Origin of the sequence: Lacticaseibacillus kribbianus, assembly GCF_020180945.1 — a bacterium.
GTDB lineage: Bacteria > Bacillota > Bacilli > Lactobacillales > Lactobacillaceae > Lacticaseibacillus > Lacticaseibacillus kribbianus.
Genome location: NZ_JAIPUL010000003.1, coordinates 239,280 through 255,101, shown reverse-complemented (window position 1 = coordinate 255,101; position 15,822 = coordinate 239,280). Strand labels below are relative to the sequence as shown.

14 protein-coding genes are annotated in these 15,822 nt (G+C 65.7%); 2 read left to right on the top strand and 12 right to left on the bottom strand.

Going from position 1 to position 15,822, the window contains the following annotated elements; translation table 11 throughout:
* Nucleotides 1-56 precede the first annotated feature (56 nt).
* Entirely contained in the window at nucleotides 57-1,076 is a 1,020-nt protein-coding gene (locus LE416_RS10355) for an acyltransferase (protein WP_225048476.1), read from the top strand.
* A gap of 389 nt (nucleotides 1,077-1,465) precedes the next feature.
* On the opposite strand, the gene LE416_RS10350 is transcribed toward LE416_RS10355, so the two are convergent.
* The 3 genes from LE416_RS10350 to LE416_RS10340 all read right to left on the bottom strand — a co-directional run bounded on the left by LE416_RS10350 (nucleotide 1,466) and on the right by LE416_RS10340 (nucleotide 3,994).
* Nucleotides 1,466-2,230, bottom strand: a complete 765-nt coding sequence (locus tag LE416_RS10350) for an ABC transporter permease (RefSeq protein WP_225048474.1) — start codon at nucleotides 2,228-2,230, stop codon at nucleotides 1,466-1,468.
* A gap of 2 nt (nucleotides 2,231-2,232) precedes the next feature.
* Nucleotides 2,233-3,144 (bottom strand): ABC transporter ATP-binding protein, encoded by a 912-nt coding sequence (locus LE416_RS10345; RefSeq protein WP_225048471.1) that lies wholly within the window; start codon nucleotides 3,142-3,144, stop codon nucleotides 2,233-2,235.
* A gap of 268 nt (nucleotides 3,145-3,412) precedes the next feature.
* Nucleotides 3,413-3,994, bottom strand: a complete 582-nt coding sequence (locus LE416_RS10340; protein ID WP_225048470.1) for a helix-turn-helix transcriptional regulator — start codon at nucleotides 3,992-3,994, stop codon at nucleotides 3,413-3,415.
* 335 nt (nucleotides 3,995-4,329) lie between these two features.
* Here LE416_RS10340 and LE416_RS10335 point away from each other — a divergent pair, with 335 nt between their 5' ends.
* Nucleotides 4,330-4,935 (top strand): helix-turn-helix transcriptional regulator, encoded by a 606-nt coding sequence (locus LE416_RS10335; protein ID WP_225048469.1) that lies wholly within the window; start codon nucleotides 4,330-4,332, stop codon nucleotides 4,933-4,935.
* A 224-nt stretch (nucleotides 4,936-5,159) separates the two neighbouring features.
* Here LE416_RS10335 and ant(6) read toward each other — a convergent pair whose 3' ends face one another.
* The 9 genes from ant(6) to LE416_RS13150 form a co-directional block, all read right to left on the bottom strand.
* A complete protein-coding gene (gene ant(6), locus LE416_RS10330; RefSeq protein WP_225048468.1) occupies nucleotides 5,160-6,020 on the bottom strand; it encodes an aminoglycoside 6-adenylyltransferase in 861 nt (286 codons plus the stop codon).
* Nucleotides 6,021-6,142: 122 nt separating this feature from the next.
* Nucleotides 6,143-7,795: an ATP-binding cassette domain-containing protein gene (locus tag LE416_RS10325; protein WP_225048467.1), complete on the bottom strand. Its 1,653-nt coding sequence runs from the start codon at nucleotides 7,793-7,795 to the stop codon at nucleotides 6,143-6,145.
* Between the two features lie 405 nt (nucleotides 7,796-8,200).
* Nucleotides 8,201-9,079: a proline iminopeptidase gene (pepI, locus tag LE416_RS10320; protein WP_225048743.1), complete on the bottom strand. Its 879-nt coding sequence runs from the start codon at nucleotides 9,077-9,079 to the stop codon at nucleotides 8,201-8,203.
* A gap of 433 nt (nucleotides 9,080-9,512) precedes the next feature.
* Nucleotides 9,513-10,205: a signal peptidase I gene (gene lepB / locus LE416_RS10315; RefSeq protein WP_225048466.1), complete on the bottom strand. Its 693-nt coding sequence runs from the start codon at nucleotides 10,203-10,205 to the stop codon at nucleotides 9,513-9,515.
* Between the two features lie 124 nt (nucleotides 10,206-10,329).
* Entirely contained in the window at nucleotides 10,330-11,448 is a 1,119-nt protein-coding gene (locus tag LE416_RS10310) for an acyltransferase domain-containing protein (protein WP_225048465.1), read from the bottom strand.
* Entirely contained in the window at nucleotides 11,445-13,739 is a 2,295-nt protein-coding gene (locus LE416_RS10305) for a glycoside hydrolase family 31 protein (protein ID WP_225048463.1), read from the bottom strand. The genes LE416_RS10310 and LE416_RS10305 overlap by 4 nt, the downstream gene beginning before the upstream one ends.
* 276 nt (nucleotides 13,740-14,015) lie before the next feature.
* Complete coding sequence (locus LE416_RS10300; RefSeq protein WP_225048460.1) at nucleotides 14,016-14,666, bottom strand: helix-turn-helix transcriptional regulator; 651 nt, start codon at nucleotides 14,664-14,666, stop codon at nucleotides 14,016-14,018.
* Between the two features lie 94 nt (nucleotides 14,667-14,760).
* Nucleotides 14,761-15,438 carry a DUF624 domain-containing protein gene (locus LE416_RS10295; protein ID WP_225048458.1) on the bottom strand — a complete coding sequence of 226 codons (678 nt, stop codon included), beginning with the start codon at nucleotides 15,436-15,438 and terminating at the stop codon, nucleotides 14,761-14,763.
* Between the two features lie 233 nt (nucleotides 15,439-15,671).
* The gene (locus LE416_RS13150) at nucleotides 15,672-15,815 is read right to left on the bottom strand and encodes a hypothetical protein (RefSeq protein ID WP_257793769.1); all 144 of its coding nucleotides are present in this window, start codon (nucleotides 15,813-15,815) and stop codon (nucleotides 15,672-15,674) included.
* Nucleotides 15,816-15,822: the final 7 nt, after the last annotated feature.

Sequence of the window (15,822 nt, the reverse complement as noted above, 5' to 3'; positions counted from 1 at the left end):
TCTTTGGGGTACACTGAACTTACTTCACACTATGAACATCACGAGAGGTTAATCGCATGCCGCAATCCCATCGTACGCACTACTTCGACGCCCTGCGCGCCCTCGGCTGCCTGCTGGTCGTTCTGACCCACGTCACCGCCCAGTTTCTCGTCGGCCCGCCCGACCGCAGCTTCTGGGTGGTCACCGCCGTCTTGAACAACGCGACCCGCGCCGCCGTGCCCCTATTCATCATGATCTCCGGCGCCCTGTTCCTCGACCCGGCGCGTCCGGCCTCGTTCGGCCGCATTTTGCGCAAAAACGTGGCGCGCCTGCTGGCCGTGCTGGTGGTGTGGAACGTCATCTACGCCGCGGCCGAGTGGGTGCGCTCGCACGACTGGTCCGCCGTTATCCACACCCTGGTGCTCGGGCCCTTCCACCTCTGGTTCCTGTACGTGCTGATCGGCTGCTACCTGATGGTGCCGCTGCTGCGGCCGATCACGGCCAAGCCGGCCCTGATGGCCTGGGCGCTGACGCTCGGCACCGCGTTCACCGTGCTGCCGGCCACACTGCGGCCGTTCCTGCGCCCGGACAGCCCGGTGCTCGCCCTTTTGACCCAGTTCCACGTGCCGACGCTCGGCAGCTACGTGTTCTACTTCGTGTTGGGTTACGCGCTGCACAAGCTCACGCTCACCCGCGCACAGACCTGGCTGATTGCCGCGGCCGGCGACGGCGGGACGCTGGCGATGATCTGGCTGACGCAGCTGGCCTCCGACGCCGCCGGCCACCTCGACCAGGCCTTCCAGGCCAACCTCGGGCTGTGGATCCTGCTGCAGGCCGCCGGCTGGTTCGTCCTGGCCAAGGCCTACGCCGACCGGCCGTCCCGGGCAACGTCCTGGCTCTCCGCAGTTTCCCTGCCGGTCTACCTGGTCCACCCGCTGGCCCTGGGCGTGCTGATGCGCCTGGGTCTCGTGACGCCGCACCTGGCCAAGCTGCTGGTGGTGTACCTGCTGGTGCTCGGCGGCTCGCTGGTGTTCGGCGCCTGCTACAACTGGGCCAAGGCTGCGCTGAGCGCCCGGCGCAGTGCGCGCACCGCCTGATTTTCTTCACAAGACACGAACGGCGCCCCGAAAATTTCGGGGCGCCGTTTTTTTGTCTGTTCTGGTTCGTCGAGCTCCCCGCGGCAACGCGGGTGTGGCTAGGCTACCCATCCCGCTAAGTGCGCGGCCTTCCGCTCTGGTTTCGTCGAGCTCCCCGCGGCAACGCGGGTGCGAATAGCTACGCCCTGACGCTGAGGCATAACCCGCCTCAACGCCAGGGCTAGGCTATTCGACCCGCTAAACCCGCCGCGCTCCGCTCTGGTTTCGTCGAGCTCCGAAGCGCAACGCGAGAGCACATAGCTACGCCGCAGCACTCGGGGCCAAGTACGCCCCGAGTGCTGCGGCTAGGCTACCCGTCTCGCTAAGTGCGCGCTTCTCCGCTCTGGTTTTTACACGCTCCGCTTTCTGAAGCTCAGGTAGGCGATCACGGTGAACAGCGCCGTGTAGGCCAGCGAACCGATCACCATCACCGGCGTCGAGAGCTGCGTCACCTTGCTGACGGACTCACTGCTGAGCTGGCTGCCGACCATCAGGAAGGTGAACGGGCTCCACTTCACGAACTCCCACTTGGCAATCAGGGCGATCAGGATGCCGGAGGCGATGTACATCAGGAAGTAGCCGACGATGCCGGTGGCGACGGCCGCGGCGTTGCTCTTGAGCAGCGTCGACAGCAGCAGCACGACGGACAGCAGCAGCAGGCTGACCAGGAAGAAGCCGATCACGCTGATGCTGTAAGTCTCCCAGTTGGCGTGCTTGCCAACCACCTTGAGCCAGTCGTACTTGCCGGTGGTCACGGACAGCACCACGGTGACGGCGGTGGCGATGACCTGCAGGAACACCAGGTACAGCACCATCGTGATCACCTTGCTGACGAAGACCTGGCTGCGGTAGTACTTGCGGTACAGCAGCTGCTTCATCGTGCCGAACTGGAACTCCTGCGCGACGATGCTGGCGGTCGCGGCGACGGCGAGAAAAATCACCAGGCCACCGCCCATGAAGTCGGAGGTCACCAGGTCACCGAGCGTGAAGAGGTCCGGGTTCGCCATCCGAATAATCGCAAAGGCAATCTGAAGGCCGACCATGATGCCGATAGCAATCCAGGTGCCGGTTTTATGAAAAAGCTTGTAGAATTCCTGCTTGATTAACGTCCCCATGGCTAAGCCTCCTTCTTGTCTTTTTGGACCATGTCGAGGAAGGACGCCTCGAGGTCGCGCGTCTTCTGGTCGACGGCGGTGATCGCCACGCCGTGCTGAACCAGGGCGTAAAGCGCCTGGTTCAGGGTGCCAACCTCTTCGTTGTCCTTGATTACAAGGTTCATGCCGTTTTGCGTAAAGGCGACGTTGGCCGTGGCCAGCGCGGCCTTGGCCTGGTCGAGGTTGCCGGTGGTGATTTCGTAGGTCACGCCGCCGTCGTGGGCGAGCTCGGCCATGCCGGTTTCGCGCACGATGTGGCCGTGGTTGAGGATCAAGACGTCGTCGGCGACCTTCTCGAGCTCGGACAGGATGTGGCTGGAGATCAGGAAGCTGGTGCCGTTGGCCGCCATTTTGCGGATGATGTCGCGCAAGTCCTTGACCGCCTGGGGATCCAGGCCGTTCATCGGCTCGTCCAGAATGACCAGCTTGGGCTGGTTGACCAGCGCCTGGGCGATGCCGAGCTTCTGCTTCATGCCCAGCGAGTAGAGCTTCGCCTTGCGGTTGATGTAGGTGCCCATGCCCAGCGCATCGACAATTTCCTTAATGTTGGCGGCCTTGTTGTGCTTGTCGGCGAACAGCTCGAGGTGCTGCTGGCCGGTCAAAAACGGGTAGATGCCCGGGTACTCGATCAAAGCGCCGACCTTGCGCAGCGCCTGGTGGCTGGTGATGGAGACCTTTTGTCCGGTGATCTCGACGCCGCCGCCGTTGACCGGAATCAGCCCTAGGATGGCCTTCATGATCGTGCTTTTGCCCGCGCCGTTGGGGCCGACCAGCCCCGCGACGTGCCCCTCCTCGACGAAAAAGTCGACGCCGTGCAGAACCTGCTTGCTGCCGAACGACTTGTCGAGGTGGTCGACTGTCAAAACTGTGCTCATATTACTCCTCCTCCGCTGCGCCGGCTCCGCCTTGCGGCCCCGGCACGCCTTTGGGGCGTTCGCCCCACATTGTGAATAGCATAACACGTACACGCCCTATCGCATCCGTCTCGGGATGGAGATGCGCGGTTCAATCTCGCCTAGTATACGGCGACGCCGGGCCGGGCGCGCTAACAGTTCTGTCACCTGACCCGGCAGCGGACACGAAAACGCCCGCCGCAGCAAGCAGCTGCCGCGGCGGGCGTCCCCCCATCAATCGCTTGGCGCGTCACCGGCCGCCCCAGAGCATGAACGGCACCATCACGATCAGTACCAGCACCAAGACGACAGCGCCGAACACCGCCATGATCAGCGCGGTCTGCCAGAAGTTGCGCCACTTGCTGCGCTTGGCCCGCAGCGCCGCGATGTCGCCGCTTTTCTCGTAGGCGATGATCTCCTGGTAGGTGTGCACGTCCGCTTTGTGCTTGAGAACCTCCAGGTGCGTGGCCGGCACCATCGCCGCGGCCCACAGCAGCCCGGGAATCAGCCACCACCACGGGGACCCCATGAACGCGGTCGGACCCATCGCCACAATGGCCGCCGCCAAAAGCCCCAGCATCCACTTGACGTCTCGCGTCGAGCGCGCCGTGAAAATTTTCTGCTTCATTGCCGAAACATCTCCTTTGACTAAGTCGTCGAGGGAGGTGTGAAACAGCCCGCTCAGCAAAAGCAGGTTCTCGATGTCCGGGTAGTGCCGGTCGTTCTCCCAGTTCGAGATGGTCTGCCGCGACACGTACAGCCTCTCCGCCAGCTGATCCTGGGTCATGCCCAGATCTTGGCGGTGCGCCTGAATCTGCTTGCCGATCTGCATGTCTCGCCCTCCCTTGCCTCATCATCGCCGGAACAAAGTCAGTGTACCATCAAAGCCGTGACGGCGGCCGCCAAAAGCGTTGGACACGCGGTATTTCCCGGGAAATATCGACGCGGGCGCCGGGCCACTACCCGGCACCCGCGCCGGCCACGGTGTGCGCCGGAGACCACTGCCCGTCTGGCGGCTCGACGGGTGCCGGTCCCGCCACCCGGGCGCTTTTCCCCCGCCGCAGCGCGATGTCAACATTCTTGACCCTCAATCCGCTGGATGTGCGGGGGCTTGGCTAGTATGATCGAGGTGACGGGGTCATAGTGAGGGTATCGGAGGGAAGCACAATGGAGATTGGTGAACGCTTGAAGAAGGCCCGCGCGGCGGCCGCGCTGACGCAGGCCCAGGTGGCGGCGGAGGTGCACGTCACCCGCACCACGATTTCGAACTGGGAAACCGGGCGCAGCTACCCCGACATCGCGAGTCTGCTCACGCTCAGCAACCTCTACGGGCTTTCCTTGGATACACTCATTAAGGAGGACTCTCGAATGATGGATGATCTGAGCAAAAAGGAACAGGAGCGCCGGCGCGCCGCCTGGACCGAGCTGACGGCGGTGGCCGTCAGTGCGGGCATCACGCTGCTGTTTCTCGGCAAAAAGCTGGCGGTGCCCGGCGTGACCATGGGCACAACCACCCAGTACGGCCTGCTGGCGCTGTTGTGGCTGAACCTCGTGGTGATCGGGCTGACGGCACACCGGGTTCAGGACCTGAAGGAACCCAAGCGGCGGGCGCGCAAGGCGGAGCTTGTCGTCGGGCTGGTGCTGATCGCGGCCGCCGTGGTCGCCGCGCTGGATCCGCAACACCGCCTCGACCCGCTGCTGCTGGGGCTTCTGGCCGCCGGCGCCGCCGTCATGCTGTGGCACCGGTTCCGCAAGCACCAAGGCAGCCTGTGACACCGTTGGCTCACGCCGGGCAGCCGGTGCCGCACGCTTGTGGCCGGTAGGAATGCCGCGCTTGCGGCACCCGCGCAACCGACACGACCGGCTGGCGCAACGCTGAACGCAACGGGCGCGACGCGTGCGCGCTGCAAATCCGCCAACCAAAAGCGCCGCTTTGGCCCACCGGTCATCTCAACCGGGGCCGAAGCGGCTTTTTGGCGATCCTCGGCGGCGCCTGGTTAGTCGGCGCGCACCCCGTACTTGGCCTTTTGCCTGGCGACGTAAGCGCTGATGTTGGCGTCGTACGGCGGGTACGGGCAGTCCAGCCGCCGGGCGACCGTGGCCGACACCTCCCGGAACAGCGCCAAGCACTGCTCGAGGGCCGTCCACGCGTGGGCGTAGGAATCCGTGCGGTAGGTGGCCATCAGGCGCTGCCACCAGTCCGCCGAGATGTAGGCCTTGAGGAACTTCGCGTTTTTGCCCACGCTGAAGTCGAAGCCGCGCTCAAAGCCCACCGTCCAGCCGATCATCCGAATCAGCTCCTTGCGCACGATTTCGTTCAGGTGGTCGATGGCAAAGAGGATCTCGCCGCGGCACAGGCCCTTGACCACGTACGTCGTCGTGTTCCAGAACTCGTTGCAGCAGTCGTCGAACATGCGCGCGGTGGGGCACTGCAGGTGGTAGTCGCCGTCCGTCGGCACCGGCGGATTGCGCACCCGGCCGTCCTTGTCCAGCAGCAGCTCAACCAGCTTGTCCCAGGTAAAGTACGCGTCGATGTCAGCCACCGGCAGCAGCGTCAGGTCCATCTTGACGTCATCCGCAAACAGCATCAGATAGGAGTAGCCCGGTTCCTCGGCCGGAAACAGGGCCATGTCCTCGGGCTTTTGCATGATCAGCCGCTCGCCGAACACGGCCAGCCAGTCGTCGGCCGCGGTGAAGCTCGCCATGTCCGTGACGAAAAACGTGACGTCGTAATCCTGAAAGTCGTCCGGCAAAATGTTGACGTTGGTCCGGGAGCCCTCCAGCGTGACCGCGCGGATTCGCTCGTCCGCCTTGGCAAAGTTCAGAATCGTGTCGTAAACCTGTTTTTCCGTCCTCATGGGCCGCCTCCTTGTGGTGATCCGTTCACCATCACGCCCAGTATACGTTCAATCACGGCGCTGCGCCACGCCGGGCGCGCGAAAAGGCCCCGCCGTCGCCGGCGAGGCCTCTGTAACCATCTTTATTCGCGGGTCAGCATGCCCAGCTGCCGCAGCGCCGCCTGCACGGCGGGCTGCGTCGCGGGGCCGGCCGCGATCAGGCGACCACCCTGCATCACCAGCACCTGGTCGGCCGCGGCGAAGGTCGCGGCGTCGTACTGGTGCGTGATTAACAGCATCCCCTGCGGCATCGCCATCAGGTCGGCCTGAAGCGTCGCCGCGATCTGCGGGTCAAGCCCCGTGGTCAGCTCGTCGAAGACGAAAAACCGCGTCTTGCGCAGCAACAGCCGCGCAAGCGCCAGCCGCTGGCGCTCGCCGCCCGACAGGTTCGCGGAGGTGTCGGACACTGGCTCGTCAAGCGAGCGCGCGCGGCGCCACGCGGCCAGCCCGGCGGCGTCAAGCGCCGCTTCCACCTGCGCGTCGGTGTAGCCGGACGCAAACAGGGTGACGTTGTCGCGCAGCGTCGCGGCAAACACCGCCGGCTTTTGGTCCAGCACGCCGATCAGGCCGAAGACATCGGCCGGGTTCAGCGCGGTCGGCGTTGCGCCGGCCAAAGTTACCGTGCCCGCGGTCGCGGCGGTTTCACCCAGCAGCAGGCGCACCAGGCTGGTCTTGCCGCTGCCGCTGGCGCCGACCAGCAGCACCTTTTGGCCCGGCGCCACCGTGAGCGTGATGTCGTGCAGGATGTCGCCGGCGGTCGCCGCTTCGGCCGCCATCAGCGGCGTCGTCAGCTCAAGCGCTCGGCGCGGCTGCGTCGGCACCGGCTGCGCGAGCACTGCGGTCAGCCGCCCGGTCACCCGCCGCGCGCCGTAGAACTTGGCCAGCATCTCCGGCAACGCCGCCATCGGGGCGTTCAGGAACGCGGTCAGCTGGGAAAAGGCCACCAGCTGGCCCATCGTGATCTGGCCGCGGCGCACGAAGTAGGCGCCGACCAGCCAGGTGCCCAGGTACATCAGGTCGCCGAGAAAGTCGGTCAGCCCGGTGGTGATTTTCTGGATGCGCTCGTTGTGGCGCAGCGTGTCGTACTGATCCGCGTTGGCCACCTCGTGGCGCTTGGCGAACGGGCCCTGCGCCAGGGCGTGCTGCAGCGTGGTCAGGCCGGCCAGGGCGTCGGCCAAAAGCGCGGTGTAGCGCTCGACGCTGGCCACCGCCCGGTCGGAGGCGCGCTCCAGCGCCTTTTTGATCAGGAAGGGAAAAATCAGCGCCGGCAGGCTCAGCAGCACGACGCACAGCGTGATGACGGGGCTGATCCACAGCGTCCCCGCCGCGGCGAACACCAGCATCGCAAGCTGGGCCGGCGCCTGCAGCAGCACGCGAAAGTAGCTGTCGACCGCGCTGTCGACCTGCTTGGTCAGCTGCGCGATCACGACGCCCGAGGACTCCGCCGGGCGTCGGTTCAGCGCGTGGGCGAACAGGTCGCGGCGCAGGTCGCGGCCGGCCTGCGCCGGCAGCACCTGGTTGAGGTAGTCGCTGGCCGCGTAGGTGGCCGCCTGCAGCATCAGGTACCCCACGACGACCGGGACGGCCACCGTGAAGGTCATGTTGCTGCGGCCGGTCGCGATGTCCGTGATCAGCTGCATGGCAAACGCGTAGCCGACCAAAACGGCGGACGCGGCGATGTTCAAAGCCAGCGCCAGGGTCAGGCGCCAGGGGTGGTGCGATAAGTAGCGAAACATTGTGATTTACCTAGATAGTGCCATGGAAGATTGGCGAGTTCGGGCCTATCATCCTTTCGTCAGCTCAGCGACGCGGGCGAGCGTCTCCCATTGTCTTACTCCGCTGCCCGGAAACCTCTGATGGTGTGATTGACATATTGATCATCCTTTACAAAATTAATTAAAAAAGCGTGCGCAACACGCTCCGCCAGTGTACGCCACGGACGCCGGCCGGTCAACGCCGATTCACGCGGCGGGCGCCTTCCCGCGCACTGCGACCGGACGCCCCGAGCTGCGTGACGCAGCCACCGCGCGGCACGGGCCCGGCCGGACGCAAAAAGCGGTTGCGCCGCATGGACGCAACCGCTCGGATTAAAGCCGGCCCCGGGTATGGACGAACCCGCCCGGCGAGGCTTGCCCTGGGCCTCAGTCGTGGGCGTTGACCCACTGATCGAGAACCTGGATGAACTCGTCGTGCTGGTCGCGCAGGGCCAGGTGGCGGGAGTTGGCGAACAGGTGCCACTTGGCGCCCGGGATGTGGTCGTAGACGTCCTTGGCGATCAGCGGCGTGCACAGGTCGTCGGTGCCGTTGGTGACTAGGACCGGCACGTGAATCTTGTGGAGCTCCGAGCTGAGCTCGAAGTCGGAGATCGTGCCGTTTTCCGTGAACTCGTTCGGGCCCTCGGCGATGCGGCTGGCGCGCTGGCCGTTGGTCTCGCGGCGCAGGCACTCCGGATCCGATGCCGTCGGCGCGTCCCAGCAGTAGCGCTGCATGTAGCGCTCGTTGGCCGCCAGGTACTGGGCGCCGGTGAAGTCGCCGGTCGCCTCGGCGCGGGCGATCGCCTCCCGGTCCTCGTAGCTCAAATACGAGATCAGGCGGTGCTGCTCGCGCGTCCAGAGGCTGATGGAGGCCGGCGAGCCGTCGATCATCACCGACTTGACGCCGGTCTGGTCGTACTGGGTCAGATACAGCATCTCGAGCATCCCGCCCCAGGACTGGCCCAGCATGTGCAGTTCATCAAGGTGCAGGTACTTGCGCAGCGCAATCAGCTCCTCCGCCCAGGTCTCCTTGACGTACCATTTTTCGTCCTCGGGCAGGCTGGACTTGCCGCAGCCGACCTGGTCGTACATGATCAGCTGGCGGCCGGTCGCCGCGTAGTCGTCCATCAGCTCGAAGTAGTTGTGCGACGACCCCGGCCCGCCGTGGATCAAAAGCAGCGGCGCCTTGCCCGGCGTGCGCTCGCCGACAATGCGGTAGTAGGTTCGAAACTCGTGGAACGGCATGTAGCCTTCCTCAATCTTGATGTTAGACATTCGCTCACCTCGTCACAGATTACGCCCCGTTCGGCGTGCATGCCTCGATTGTACCACCAATGGGAAGGGCCGGGCGGCGGACCACGCACGACGACGGCCACCCGACCCGCTAAGACCACCGCGCGTCGCCCTGGTTCGTCGGGCTCTGCGCGGCAACGCGGGTGCGTCTAGCTACGCACTAGCGCCGAGGCCGAGACCGCCTCAACGCCAGTGCTAGGCTAGTCGACCCGCTAAGTGCGCCGCGCGTCGCCCTGGTTCGTCGGGCTCTGCGCGGCAACGCGGGTGCGTCTAGCTACGCACTAGCGCCGAGGCCAAGACCGCCTCAACGCCAGTGCTAGGCTAGTCGACCCGCTAAGTGCGCCGCGCGTCGCCCTGGACAACCAAAAAGCCGGTGTGGCCGCGGGCCACACCGGTTGTTCATTCGCTATTTCACCAGGTACTTGCGCCACAGCCTGCGCAGCGTCGGCGCGTACAGGCCGACCAGCCACAGCGCTAGCACGATCAGCGGCAGGAAGCGGATCAGCACGCTCAGCGCCTTGTGCCAGCCGACGTGGTCGTTCATGGCGAGCTCCGCGACGACCTTGCCGTGCAGCTGGTTCTGCTTGATCGGGCCGAACCAGCGCGAGTCGGCCGAGATCGGCCGGTTGTCGCCGAGGATGAAGTACTGGCCGTCGTGCAGCGAGACGGTTTTCATGAAGTGCGTGCTCTGAAACAGTACGCCCGCGCCGGGCACGCCGCCGTAGTCGTACGCGCGGTTGTCCATCGGGTAGAAGACGTACGGCTCCTTGAGCTGCTTGAGGTTGCGGTACACGTGGTAGCGCGTGACGCCGATCAGGTCGCCCGGCTTGCCGATCAGGCGCTTGACCAGCAGGCGGTGGGCGCTTTGGTCGAGGTTTTTGGCCTCGTTGGTCACAATCACGATGTCGCCGTACCTGTACCCGGCGCCGGTCAGCTTGACGGTGCGGTTGCGCGCGACCAGCAGCCACTGGCCGTCCGTCAGCGTCGGCGCCATCGACGAGCCCTCGGTGTGGTCAATCTGGAAGAAAAAATTGAATCCAAGCAGTAGCGCCACGGTAAGTGAGGTGACCCACAGCCAGATTTTGCGTGCTCTTGACATCGTCGGCCTCCTCCCTAGTTGTGGTCTAAGCTTAGCACACCCTGCCGGTCAGGGAAACTAAAGACGCCCTGTGGCCCAAAACGGCAAGGAAGGGCGCCGGCCCAAAAGGCCGACGCCCTCCACGTTAATGCGTCACGTCTGTTTCGCCCAGCACCGACGCGAGGTCGATCACCCCGATGCCGACGCCGATCGGTTTGCCCGCCAGCACTAGGTCGCGGACGCCGCGCTGCAGCGACGTGCGGGTCGCAAGCCCTTCAGCCGGCCCCTGGTCGTTGTCAAACAGCCACTTGCGGTAGCCGTTTTCAGTCGGGTCGCTCCCCGTCATCCGAAAGTCGCCGCGAAACTGCCGCAGCCGCGAATCGGGCTTGAGCACCTCGTCCAGCACCGGCGCCAGCAGCCACGAGCCGCAGTGAAGCGCCGTGACGGTCAGGCCGAAGTGTTGCGGCCAAAACTGCCGGGCCGCGCGGTACGATTCAAGCCGCGCCGGCGTGGTCAGGTCGGCATCCCCCGGAATGTGCAGGTTGATGTCATCCCCCACCCGCTCGTACTCGAAGCTGCCGAGCCGAAACTCGCGCAGCTGCAGCTGCCGGCGCGACCAGTCGCGCACCAGAAACCCCGACCGCCGGCTTTCCGCCGTGCTTTCGCGCACCGTGCGGCTGAAGTAGCCCATGGTGGCCAAAAACGTCGCATCGGGCAGCCCGAGCGCCTGGTAGCGCGCGTGCGCCTGAACGGCCAGGTGCAGTTGAAGGCCGAGCGTCGCCAGCCCGGTGGCGTCGGGGTTTGGCACCCGCGCCGCCTGCCAGGCGTGAAACGCCGCGTCGGTGTCCTGCAACAGCATCTCGGCGTAAAGGCGCGGCCAGTCGACGGCCGCAAGCGCTGCGGCCGGCGCTGTGGTGTCAGCCGCCGGCGCCGTTGCGGCATCCCCGGCGGTGTCCGTCGCGCCGTCGCGGTCGGCGCTGCCGGCGGCTGTGGCCCCGGCTGCGGTGATTGCGGCGGTCACCGTCGTGGTGCCGGCCGCGGTCACCGACGCGTCCTCCCCGGCGGTGCGGGCCGCCTCGGGCCAGGCAATCACCTGCGCGGCCAGCGCCCGGTCGGCCGCCTCAAGCACCGAAGTCGGCAGCCCGATGCCCGCCGCCAGGGCCGCGAGCGTCATCGCCGGCCGCCCCGCCGTGCCTTGGCCCGCCGGCTCCGGTTCGCGCGCGGTCAGTTTTGGTGTGCGACGGTCGTCAGTTGCGCCGCTCATCCGCGGTAGCTCCCGGTGGCCGCGTCGTAGGTCAGCGTCTGGGCCGCGCCGTCCGCGACCTCCACGGTGATGGTCTCGTACGGCTTGGCGTAACCCGCGTGCGTCAGGGTGACGGTCGCCGCGCCGTTTTTCACCTCAACCAGGTAGCGGTTGAAGGCGCCGTTCTCGTAGGCGAAGCTCTCGCCGTCGTCCTGGTAGTGCGTGTAGGTGCCGGCGTTGCCGAAGCACTTGAAGCCGAGAGTCGTCTCGCTTGCGACGTCCACGTACTGCGTCAGCGGCCGCCACGGCAGGATGCCGTTGGCCCGCACGAACAGCGGCAGCGCGTCAAGCGGCGCCGCAATCACGTGGGACCGGCCACCGGCGTAGGCCTGGCCGGTCCAAAAATCGCGCCACTCGCCGGCCGGCAGGTAGACCAGCCGCTCCGCGGTGTTCGGCGTCAGCACCGGCGCTGCCAGCAGGTCCTCCCCGACCAGGAACTCGTCGTTGATGGTCGCCGCGCGCTCGTCGTTCGGGTAGTGCATGGCTAGCGGCCGCATGATTGGCAACCCGGTGCGGGTGCCGGCCTCAAACAGGTCGTAGAGGTAGTCGATCAGGTGGTAGCGCAGCTCCAGGTACTTGCGGTAGGTGTCAAGCGTCTGCTTGCCGAACTGCCACGGCTCCTGCGCCCGCGTGCCGATGGCCGAGTGGTTGCGCAAAAGCGGGCTGAAAATCGCGGCCTCAATCCAGCGGGTGAGCAGCTCCGGCGTCGTGTCGGAGCCGAACCCGCCGATGTCGGTGCCCGCAAAGGCGAAGCCGGACAGCCCGAGGTTGCACAACAGCGGCACGGACCACTGCAGGTGGACCCAGAGGCTGTGGTTGTCGCCCGTCCACACGGTGGTGTACTTCTGCGAGCCGGCGTAAACCGCACGTGAAATCACGAACGGGCGCTTGCCGGTTTGTTCACGCAGGCCCTCGTAGGTCGCGCGGGACATGTTGTGGCCGTACACGTTGTGCATCCGCGCGTGCGTCGATGGCTGGTCGCCGTCGGAGAACACGATGTCGTCCGGAATCTCGCCCTTGAAGCTGGCCGGCTCGTTCATGTCGTTCCAGACCCCGGCCACGCCTTTTTCGGTCAGGAATTTCACGTTGTTGGCCCACCAGTCGCGGACCTTGGCGCGCCCGAAGTCCGGGTACACCGCGTCCCCCGGCCACACGGCGTTGACGTACACCGAGCCGTCGGTGTTGGTGGCAAAAAGCCCCTGCGCCACGCCCTCGTCGTACACGTGGTAGCCCGGGTCCTCCTTGACGCCGGGGTCGATGATGGTCACGACCTTGATGCCCTTTTTGGCCAGGTCGGCGAGCTGCGACGCAAAGCGCGGGAAATGGTCGTGGTCGACGGTGAACACGCGGTAGCCGTCCATGTAGTCGATGTCTAAGTGAATCACATCGCAAGGCAGGCGGTACTCGCGCATGTGGTCGGCGATGTAGTCGACCTGCGCCTCCGTGCCGTAGCTCCAGCGCGACTGCTGGTAGCCCAGCGTCCACTTCTGGGGCAGCGGTGTCCGACCGGTCAGGTAGGTGTACGCCTCAAGGACGCCGGGAATGCCGGCGCCGGCGATCAGGTAGTAGTCCACCACGCCGACCTTGCTGGTGTAGTAATAGTAGTCCGAAGACTCCTTGCCCAGGTCGAAGTGGCTGCGCTCGATGTTGTCGAAGAACAGGCCGTACGCGCGCCCGGCGTTTTGGCCGATCAAAAACGGCACGGTCTTGTACAGCCGCGTGCGGTTCTCCAGCTGCGGCGCCGGGTTGTCGGTGTTCCACATGTCGTACTCGTAGCCGCGCTTGTCCATGAAGCCGGCCTTGTCGCCCAGGCCGTACAGGTGCTCGTGGTCGTGCAGCACCTTGACCACCTCGTTGGCGCTGCCCACTTCGGCCTTGGCCAGGTCGTGGCCCTCGGCCACAGCCAGCGCGGCCTGCTGCTTGGAGAGGTCGCGCGCCAGGGCGTGGCGCGGGCCGCGGAAGTCCGCGACCAGCAGCGCGCCGGTGGCGTCGAACAGGTCGACGAAGCCCGCGTCATCCACGACCACCTTCAGCTCGGCGGTGGTGACCACCACCTCCTGGCTGCCGCGGTCCACCTGGTACGGCGCTTGCTGCACCTTGTCGCCAGCGATGGCGTAGGAGTGCCCGGCCTGCCACGGGCCGCGCTGGACGCGGACGATCTGCGGCGTGACCACCTGCAGGTTCAGCTGCCCGTCGGCGTAGGTGATGGTGACCAGCTGGTCTTTGTGTTCAACTGACTTAATCGATTGCATTGTGATTTCCTTCCTTCACGGGGGTTCGGTAACGCCCCTATGATACCGTTTTCGCCGCGTTGGCGAAAGGGTTGCGACTCGGTTGTTCGCGGTAACACGTTGCCTAGACAAAAAACGACCGGCGCGCCGCGGGGGCGGGCCGGTCGCAACGGTGGGGCACACGGGCGGCGATTGGTGACGCGGCCGCGCCGGGCCGCTGGGCGTACGGCCACCGCCCGCAGCGGCGACGGGCAACGACGGGGTGGCCCAGCGAGCGGCCGGCGCGACCTGCACCGCTCACCCGGCGACGCTGATCGCGTGGGTGCGGCGGTACTCGCCCGGGGTGACGCCGGTCAGCTTCTTGAACTTGCGCGTGAAGTTGGCGACGTCGTAGTAGCCGTTTTGTTCAATGATGGTCTTGATCGGCAGGGGCGTGGTGACCAGCGCCCGCTCGATCTGGATCAGGCGCCGCTCGGCCACGAAGCTGGTGAAGGTTTTGCCGGTGACCTCCTTCACGAAGCGGCTGGTGTAAGGCACCGAGTAGCCGAAGTGGTCGGCCACATCGACCAAAGACAGCGTCGGGCTGGCCGCGTGGGCCGTGATGTAGGCCCGCAGCCGCGCGGCCATGTCCGCCGGGGCGGGACGCGCCGGCGCGGCGTCCGGTGCCGTGATGCTGCGAATGGTCGCAAGCAAAAGCGCGTGCAGCTGGGGCAGCGATTCCACCGCCAACAGCTGGTGCACCAGCTCGGTCGACAGCTGCAGGTTGCGCTGGTAATCGGCCTTCAGAATGCGGGTGATCAGGTTCGACATCCCGAGGTCAAAGCGCGCGTGCGGATCGTAGCTCTGGCTGGCCAGCGCGAACAGGACCTCGAAGGCCTCGCGCGCGTGGTCGAAGTTGCGGTGCAGCAGGCTGTTATCCAGCTTGAGTTCAGTGATGAAGTCGAACATCTCCGGTTGATGGGCCACCTGGGCCATAGCGTTGGCATGCGTAAGCTTTTCCCCCAATCTTAGGCAACGTCAGCGACAACAACTTCAGGCAGTGCTACCCCTCCCCGTTTTCCGCGGCGACCTGGATCACCGCCTCGACGTAGCGGCAGGCGTGAAGTGAAAACCACACCACCGGCGTCAGGTAAAGCGGCACGATGGCAAACAGCGACAGCGCCGGGAACAGCACGAGCAGCGCGGTGGCGGCCACCGTCCCGAGCAGGATGGCCAGCGTGTCGACCGGCTTGGCCACGGAGATCACGAACGCCTGGCGGAAGTACTGCCAAAACCCGAGCTGGTAGCGCCCGAACACGGTCAGCACGTACAGCAGGTAGATTAGCCCGGCGACCAGCAGCACAATCAGCCCGTAATGCAGCGGCGCGGAGCGGATGAACGCGCGGTTCACGGCCAGATCGACCAGAAGCGCCAAAAGCACCCCGCCGCTGAGGTAGCCGATGCCGTTCATCGCGGCGAACGACTGGCGCCAAAACGCCGCAAACTCGCGGTTCAGGTTCGAAAGGTGGGCCTCTTCGCCGCTGAAGCGCTCGGCGTCTGGCGCCTCAAGCCGCCTCAGCAACAGCTTCACGCAGCTGGCCAAAGCCGGGAAAAATCCCAGCACGATGCCACCGCGCAGCGTGTACCACAGCCACAGCAGCTGCAGCTTGATGCCAAACAGCAAAAGCCGCCCCAGCTGAAGCGTTCCCTTCACAAATCCCCGTGGTTCCGTCGCCATCATCGTGATTCCCCCTTTGTCAATGAGCGTGCAGCGCAGCGGGCTTAGCGGATTGACTAGCCTAGCATCGCTGCATCAAAGCCCCCATCGTCTGAATAACCGAATGTTCGAACGCAGCCAACAGCGGCTAGCCCTCTAATAAGGAGGGCGGAGGCCCGGAGCCGGAAGCACCACGTCGTCCGGGCCGGAGCCCGGCACGTCAACCGCTAGCAAGCGCTTCCATCTATCTGGTGCGTTCACACCCCGGAAAGCTTGGTCACCGTGACCAGGTCCGCGTACAGGCCGCGACCTACCGTGCGGTCGTTCGGCGTCCCGAGCGTCAACCGCGGCTCGTCCAGCTCCGGCAGTGTCGCTACCGCCCCCGTTGCCCACTGCGCCATGCGCCAC

What these genes read in the sequence shown, in the direction of transcription:
- LE416_RS10355 (WP_225048476.1), top strand. Translation starts at nt 57, where the DNA reads ATGCCGCAATCCCATCGTACGCACTACTTCGACGCCCTGCGCGCCCTC.
- LE416_RS10305 (WP_225048463.1), bottom strand. Translation starts at nt 13,739, where the DNA reads ATGCAATCGATTAAGTCAGTTGAACACAAAGACCAGCTGGTCACCATC.
- LE416_RS10295 (WP_225048458.1), bottom strand. Translation starts at nt 15,438, where the DNA reads ATGATGGCGACGGAACCACGGGGATTTGTGAAGGGAACGCTTCAGCTG.
- LE416_RS10310 (WP_225048465.1), bottom strand. Translation starts at nt 11,448, where the DNA reads ATGAGCGGCGCAACTGACGACCGTCGCACACCAAAACTGACCGCGCGC.
- LE416_RS10340 (WP_225048470.1), bottom strand. Translation starts at nt 3,994, where the DNA reads ATGCAGATCGGCAAGCAGATTCAGGCGCACCGCCAAGATCTGGGCATG.
- LE416_RS13150 (WP_257793769.1), bottom strand. Translation starts at nt 15,815, where the DNA reads ATGGCGCAGTGGGCAACGGGGGCGGTAGCGACACTGCCGGAGCTGGAC.
- LE416_RS10350 (WP_225048474.1), bottom strand. Translation starts at nt 2,230, where the DNA reads ATGGGGACGTTAATCAAGCAGGAATTCTACAAGCTTTTTCATAAAACC.
- LE416_RS10300 (WP_225048460.1), bottom strand. Translation starts at nt 14,666, where the DNA reads ATGTTCGACTTCATCACTGAACTCAAGCTGGATAACAGCCTGCTGCAC.
- LE416_RS10335 (WP_225048469.1), top strand. Translation starts at nt 4,330, where the DNA reads ATGGAGATTGGTGAACGCTTGAAGAAGGCCCGCGCGGCGGCCGCGCTG.
- LE416_RS10325 (WP_225048467.1), bottom strand. Translation starts at nt 7,795, where the DNA reads ATGTTTCGCTACTTATCGCACCACCCCTGGCGCCTGACCCTGGCGCTG.
- LE416_RS10345 (WP_225048471.1), bottom strand. Translation starts at nt 3,144, where the DNA reads ATGAGCACAGTTTTGACAGTCGACCACCTCGACAAGTCGTTCGGCAGC.
- lepB (WP_225048466.1), bottom strand. Translation starts at nt 10,205, where the DNA reads ATGTCAAGAGCACGCAAAATCTGGCTGTGGGTCACCTCACTTACCGTG.